We start from the raw sequence: 7,168 nt of genomic DNA, 5'->3' as shown, positions 1-7,168 counted from the left end.
TGTCTATTAACCCATTTAAATAAAGATAATTTATTCTTTCATCATATATATTAAATTCTACATTTTGTGGTTCAAATAATATTTGCATTATTAAATTCTTTTCATTTTTTGCTTTATTTATTATATTTGCAATATTTTTGTCTATATAAACATACATGTAATCATATAAAGTTTTTTCAAAATGTTTTTCAGTTATAATATTTTCACCTTTAGCTTTTTTCATTACTAAATCATATGCAAGTCCATTGGTTAATCCAGGTTGTCCAGCAGCATTATGCCATATTAATTCTTTTACTTTTTCTTCGAATATTTGTCCTGTTTCTTTTTCGTGTTGTTTTAGTAAATCATATACTTGTTCTTTTGTAAAGTATGGTACTTCTAAATGTTCCGCTATGTTGAATGGACTAGCGTTGTCTTCTAATATTCCACTTAAATATCCTATGCTTATTAATATTACACTTCTGAGTTTGTATATTTCCCTATCATGATATATGCTTCTTATTACATGCAAAAATTCATTCATTATTTTTTCATCTAATTTTTCAAACTCGTCTATCATTAATATTATTTCTTTTCCTTCTTTTTCTGTTATCTCTTCAATTAAATTTCTTATATCATCTATACTTCCTGGTATAGTCAAATCAATCATTTTACCATACAAACCTTTTAATGAACGATTTATATCCTTTACAAACGTTCTTAAAAATTCAACTTTCCTTTTTTCTCCATAACTTTCAAAAGAAATAAAAATAGGTAAATATTTATCTTTTATTTTCTCAACTATATCTTTTAACAATGTTGTTTTCCCTGTTCGTCTTGGCGCTGATACTGTAAAGTATCTCCAGTTTTCTATATGGTCAAGCGCTTCTTTCATTATATCGGGTCTTTCTATATAATAACAAGTTTCCTTATTAACAGGTCCTGATGTACAAAAATTTCTCATAACATACCTCCATTTTAAACTAAAAATCTATATTTAAAGAACTCATTAAAATTTATTCATAAATATCTATATTTATTATATCATAAAATCGTGATATTTTATTTTTAAAGCTGACAATCAAAGTTTAAATGATTTTATTTTTAAGATAATGCATAATTAATATTTTTTTAGTTTAAAATATAACATTTGTAAAAACAACAACAAGATTGTTAAAAAAATGGAAAATAAAAATGTACAAAAAAAGAATTAAGAATTAGTGGATTTGACCATCCAAAGTGGGCACCGAAAAGTTAACAAAGAAATAGTATAATAAAATAAATAAGGAAGGTGACCCACATGCGCGGCTTGACCCCCAAAAATTAGACAAAAAATAAGGAAATCTCATTTTTTCACAGAAACGAAAAAATTAGAAAAATCATAAGACGAAATAAAATTATTGAAATTATCATTAAAAAGATAAAAAACGAAATCAGGAGTAAGATACTTTAAAGACCCATAACTGCTTTTCTTTGAAAGCAAGTTAAAGGTATAAAAATATTAAAAATAAAAAGTATTTTTTGCGAAGCAAAGATGATTATAGAAATAAATATAGGAAATATAATAATTATAAACATCTTTGATATCGTTAAAAGTAATATATTCAACAAACTCTCTTTGAACAGCTGAATGAAATGATTCAATAAAAGCTTTTCTTGATTGAAAATCAAGAAAATGAAAAAAGAGCGTTTGAAGTACTGGAAAAATATGTGGAGTTAAAATATTATTTAAAGCCAACACAAATATTAAAAGGTGTTATAACAGAAAATAATTACCTTTCAAAATTAACATTATATACAGATTCCTACTATGCTATAGCAAATATAAAAAAATTGATTGATGAAGTAGATCAATATAACACACTTGCAATATCTTTTGCTGAATTGATGAGACTGTTAAAAAAATCATCAGAAATCTCAGAAAGTGAAGCTGCTATCCTTGATGAAAAAGAAAATGTTGTAAAGGTATTGACTATTCACAAATCAAAAGGCCTTGAATTTCCTATTGTAATACTTGGTGGATTAGGAAGAAAAATAAATTTAAATTCAAGTGAGGAAACTGGAGAAAAAGTAAATACTTCTGACGAAAAAACAGAATTTTCTTTACCAAAAGATAATGTGAGATGTTTTGTCTTAAAAAAGCTATTCTTAAAAATAGTAAAAAATGTCGATATACCTTTAACAGATAAAGAGAAAATAAATATTACACTTGGAAAAGATTTTTCTGAAATGTTCGATAAAAATAAATATCTTGAAGACACTGAAATTTTGAGATTAATGTATGTTGCAATAACAAGACCAAAAGAAATGTTAATACCTATAATCGCTGCTATTAAAAATAAAAAAGATAATAATGAAATAAAAAATATTTCGGATTTATTTATGAAATTTCCATATGAAACAAGAGATATAATTATGACAGAAGAGCTTGACATTAGTGAAATAGAGATTTCACATAATGAAAACCAAGAAAAAGAAATAAGAATAGAAAAAAAGCAATTAAAAAATCTTATGGATTTTGCATATAAAAAATATATAGCGCCAACGTATATTATAAATGAATTAAAAAAACAAATAAGCATGTTATAATTAAAAGTGTACGGTTACAAATCTATACTCTATGGGTGATTTATATGAATATACTTGAAGAAATTAGAAAAGGTGAAAATAAAAAGTTAGAATTCAAAGAAAAGCTTTCTGGCAATTATAACAGTTTTCTTAAAACTGTTGTAGCATTTGCTAATGGAAATGGCGGAAAAATAATATTTGGAATAGAGGATAAGACTAATAAAATAATTGGAATTGATGATGACGAAATTCTGGATCTTTCAGATAAAATATCAAATCTTATTTCAGAAAAATGTTTTCCATCAATTATTCCAGAAATTTATATTACAAATATTGATAACAAAAATTTATTAATAATTGAGGTTTTTTCAGGTCAATTGAAACCATACTATTTAAAAGGAAAAAATAATAAAAAAAAGGTTTATATCAGAGTAGGAGCTACAACAAGAATTGCTGATGAAAATATTATAAAATCCCTGGAAAGAGAAAGGTTAAATATTTCCTACGATGAAGAAATCTTATTTAATTATCCACAGGAAAATATTAATTTTGAAACAATAAAAAAAGATTTTAAAAATTATACTGGAAAAGAGTTAAATGAAAACAAAATGCTAAATCTAAAGATTTTAAAAGAATATAACAAAAAACATTTTCTCACTATTGGTGGTGCATTGTTAATTGGAAAAGAGGAATTTTTGGAATATGCTGATATAAAATGTGCAAGATTTAAAGGAAATACAGTAAAGGAATTTATTGACAGCAAAGAGTTTGTAGGACCAATATATAAAATTGTAGAGGACGCTATAAAATTTGCAAAAATTCATATTGAAAAAAATATGATAATAACTGAAGTTATTAGGAAGGAAAAATATGTAGTTCCAATAGAAGTTATTAGAGAAGCTATAATAAATGCAGTAGTACATAGAGATTATTCTATAAATTCCGATATAAAATTAGCTATTTTTGATGATAGAATTGAAATTACTTCGCCTGGTGGATTACCTGGAAATCTTGATGTCGAATCCATAAAATATGGGAGATCGGAAATACGTAATAAGGTTATTGCCCGTTTTTTTAAAGAAATACGATTTATAGAACAATGGGGAACAGGAATAAAAAGAATTATAGAATTATGTAAATTAAATGGATTAGAAGAACCGAATTTTTTTGATGATGGCCGATATTTTAAAGTTATAATTTATAAAATAATAGAAAATAAAGAAATGTTCGAAAAATCGATAAAACCGGAAAGTGCCGGAAAAGTGCCGGAAAGTGCCGGAAAAGTGCCGGAAAGTGCCGGAAAAGTGCCGGAAATAGATAAGAAAATATTGTCATTTTTAAAGAAATATGGGAAAATTACAAGAAATGATGTTGAAAGAATTTTGAATGTAAGAGAAAGAAGAGCACGTAGTATTTTAAAAGACTATGTGGAAAAAGGATACCTTAAAAGATATGGAAAAGGTAGAAACACTTATTATAAGCTTTAAAAAGGAAGCGATGAAATGAAAATATTGCACACATCAGACTGGCATCTTGGCAGAAGGCCTGTTGGTGGAATATGTGAATATACAAACAAAAGATATGAAGATTACTTCAATGCAGCTGAATATATAGCGGATAAGGCAATAGAATTGTCTGTTGATATATTTTTGATAAGTGGTGATTTATTTGATAAAAGCACATTATTACCTGATATATTATATAGAACAGAAAAAATTTTGGAAAAATTAAAAAATCTAAATAATGAAATTGAAAGTGAAACAAAAAATTTATTAGAACTCAAAAAAGAATTGAAAAATAGGAAAATTTAGAAAAATCAAATAGTGAAATAAAAAAAATAGAAGAAAAAATCTCAGAAAAACAAAAAATAATAATTGATTTAAATACTGAAATAGGAAAATTGGAAAATGAATTAAATAATTTGAGAAAAATATTTGAAAAAAGAAATGCGATTTTAAAAGAAAAAGAAAAATTGGAAGACGAAATAAAAATTTATTTAAGAAAATTAGAATTGACGAAAGAATTTAGAGATAAAATAAAAACAATGGGAATTTATGTAAGTAAAGAATTTACCAAAACAGTCTCGATAAAAGCAACTGAAAACTATATAAAAATGTCTGAAAAGAATGAAAAAATAATCTGGGATTCTGAAGACAATTATCAGGTGAAAATTCATGATGATATAAAAGGAGAAAGAAATTTTAGTATATTATCCGGTGGAGAACAAGTAAGTGTTGCGATTTCAATAAGTATGGCTCTTGCTAATTTTTTATCAAAAGCTAATATTTATTTGCTTGATAAACCTACCATAAATCTTGATGAAGAAAGAAGAAATATGCTTGCAGAAAATCTTAAAAATATGCTAAATGAAATAGAACAGGCATTTATTGTAACTCATGATGGAACATTTACGGAAATGGCACAAAAAGTTATAAATTTTGAAAGTCCATCAAAATTTTAATAAAAATTCCAGAATTTTCGAATATTTATATTAAAAAGTGTTGTAAATGAGATATATAGAGTATCATAATAGTTTTTGTAAGAAAAAAGTAAAGTAATGGAAGTTTTGAATATTATGATTTTCATTGAATTGGAGTGATAAAATGAATTTTTATATAGATAAACATTTTCAAATAATTTTAATTGATGCTTTTCTTGAAGAACTATATGTATTATATAAACAGTTCGATAAAATTCTATCTCTTGATGAAATTTCAGAACTTATATATAAAAAAACTATTTATTATGAATATTATAAATTATTAAATAAAATAGAAAAAGATGAGAAAATAAAATATTGTGATGCTAAAGAAAAATATGATGATAGTTTTATGAAACTACATATTCCCATTAAAAAAATAAGTAAAAAACATTATGAATTTATGGAAAATTTTAAAAAAAAATATTCGGAAATAAAGTTAAATTATTGTTTTGATGATTTTTGGAATGTATCGATGTTTGATTTTTATATAATTATAAAAAAATCTGAGATTGACTTTTTTCTTGAAAAATTTGAAGAAAAATTTTTAAATGATTATAGCTTAAAACATATTCCTGTATTTTCTCCATTATATAAAGGGAAATATCCGATAATTTCATCGTATAGTTTTTACAGAGCGCTTAGTAGATTAATTATTATGTTTTTTGAAAGTCGGATTCAACCAATAACTTTTAATAATTTTTATAAATATTTAAATAAAAATTATTTTGAAAGCAATATAAAAAAAGTTTTTGATTATTTTTATTTTGCAAATATAGATATTCTTAATATACCAATTTCAGATTTTCAAGAACCAAAATTAGTTAAAAATTTAAAATATCTTGATACAAAGAATATAATTTTAGATATATTAAATATTGAATATAAAAGAAATGAAGAATATTTAGAACAGAAAAGAGAAGCTGAAAGACTTCATAAAGAAAATAGAAAATTTATAAATAGACTTATAAGTGATATAGAAAAAATTTTATTAAAATGGTTGGATCAAAATAAAAATAATTATAAAAAAAGAGCATATGTTTTTGAAAAAGATTATAGAGGATCAAAATATTTTGAAGGATATATAAATAAAATGGATAGATTTGATATAGAAATAATTTTAGATGATATAGATATGTTTGGAGATAAATATTTAAATTTTAGAAGAAGGAGACCTTTAATTTATTCAGATAAGATTTTTTTACCTATAGAATTATTTGATGATGTTAAAAAATTAATAAAAGAAGATTTTGAAAAATTTTAATAATTAGGAGGATAAGATGAATATAGATATAAATGTTCAAAAAAGTTTAATTGAATATGAGATGAATAATATTTATGAAAACGTATATCTTGAAAATAAATATATTTTTGAAAAAAATGAATTATCAAATATGATATATGAATCTCTTAATCGCGTAAATGAAAAAAATAAAACAATAGAATATATTAGTACTGAAAAATACAAAAATAAAAATTCAAAAATATGGCACAATGAAGATTACTATTGGTATTATTTTGGTTTTAATGACGCAATAAATGAAACACGAAACATTATAAAAATATATATTCCAGTAAGAAAAAGTAAATTAGAGTATCATACCTTCTTTCAAGAACTTTATCACAAAAATAAAGAATTAAAATTTTTATATAAAATATCTAAGTTTAAAAGAAGAGAAAATTTAATACTATGGTGTTATAAAAATGATATAGATTTTATTTTAAACCAATTTGAAAATTCATTTGAAAAAGATTACTCTCAATCAAACATATCATTATTTACGCCATTATATAAAGGTAAGTATGGTATAACAAGAGAATTTTGGCTCTTTCCAAAGAAAGTTGACAAAGGAATGATAAAAATGTTAAAATAAAAGAAAAAGCGAAAGGGAAGAGCTAAATGAAAGAAATAATAAAAATGCTGGATAAAGGTTTAAAGTATATAAAACATGAAATAAAAGAAGACACAATATATATTTATGTAAAATCAAAAAAGAAAAAAGCAAAATGTCCAGTATGTGGAGAAGAAACAGATAAAGTACATTCAAAATACACAAGAAGCTTTCAGGATTTACCAATAGGAGGAAAAAAAGTAACAATAATATTGGAAATGAGAATATTTAAATGTAAAAACAAAGAATG

Annotated in this window: 8 protein-coding genes; 7 read left to right on the top strand and 1 reads right to left on the bottom strand. The window is 23.6% G+C overall.

The window, feature by feature from the left end; genetic code table 11:
* A partial coding sequence (locus BUA62_RS10820; protein WP_143148383.1) for an AAA-like domain-containing protein occupies positions 1-943 on the bottom strand: 943 nt, incomplete at its 3' end.
* Between the two features lie 692 nt (positions 944-1,635).
* On the opposite strand from BUA62_RS10820, the gene BUA62_RS10815 reads away from it, so the two are divergent.
* The 7 genes from BUA62_RS10815 to BUA62_RS10785 all read left to right on the top strand — a co-directional run.
* Positions 1,636-2,568, top strand: a complete 933-nt coding sequence (locus BUA62_RS10815; protein ID WP_072866058.1) for a 3'-5' exonuclease — start codon at positions 1,636-1,638, stop codon at positions 2,566-2,568.
* 44 nt (positions 2,569-2,612) lie between these two features.
* Positions 2,613-4,034: an ATP-binding protein gene (locus BUA62_RS10810; protein ID WP_072866057.1), complete on the top strand. Its 1,422-nt coding sequence runs from the start codon at positions 2,613-2,615 to the stop codon at positions 4,032-4,034.
* A 15-nt stretch (positions 4,035-4,049) separates the two neighbouring features.
* A complete protein-coding gene (locus BUA62_RS10805; RefSeq protein ID WP_072866056.1) occupies positions 4,050-4,358 on the top strand; it encodes a metallophosphoesterase family protein in 309 nt (102 codons plus the stop codon).
* 89 nt (positions 4,359-4,447) lie between these two features.
* Entirely contained in the window at positions 4,448-5,008 is a 561-nt protein-coding gene (locus BUA62_RS10800; RefSeq protein ID WP_072866055.1) for a hypothetical protein, read from the top strand.
* A 142-nt stretch (positions 5,009-5,150) separates the two neighbouring features.
* Complete coding sequence (locus BUA62_RS10795) at positions 5,151-6,290, top strand: hypothetical protein (protein WP_072866054.1); 1,140 nt, start codon at positions 5,151-5,153, stop codon at positions 6,288-6,290.
* 16 nt (positions 6,291-6,306) lie between these two features.
* On the top strand, positions 6,307-6,900 hold the full coding sequence (locus BUA62_RS10790) for a hypothetical protein (protein WP_072866053.1): 594 nt from the start codon (positions 6,307-6,309) through the stop codon (positions 6,898-6,900).
* 26 nt (positions 6,901-6,926) lie between these two features.
* Positions 6,927-7,168: transposase family protein (locus tag BUA62_RS10785; protein ID WP_143148382.1), on the top strand; the 242-nt coding region annotated here is incomplete at its 3' end.

The organism is Marinitoga hydrogenitolerans DSM 16785, assembly GCF_900129175.1.
Classification (GTDB): domain Bacteria; phylum Thermotogota; class Thermotogae; order Petrotogales; family Petrotogaceae; genus Marinitoga; species Marinitoga hydrogenitolerans.
This window is presented reverse-complemented; position numbering and strand designations above follow the sequence as displayed.

Bases quoted from the DNA above. Each gene is read 5' to 3' on its own strand.
- BUA62_RS10810 (WP_072866057.1), top strand. From the start codon at position 2,613: ATGAATATACTTGAAGAAATTAGAAAAGGTGAAAATAAAAAGTTAGAA.
- BUA62_RS10805 (WP_072866056.1), top strand. From the start codon at position 4,050: ATGAAAATATTGCACACATCAGACTGGCATCTTGGCAGAAGGCCTGTT.
- BUA62_RS10795 (WP_072866054.1), top strand. From the start codon at position 5,151: ATGAATTTTTATATAGATAAACATTTTCAAATAATTTTAATTGATGCT.
- BUA62_RS10790 (WP_072866053.1), top strand. From the start codon at position 6,307: ATGAATATAGATATAAATGTTCAAAAAAGTTTAATTGAATATGAGATG.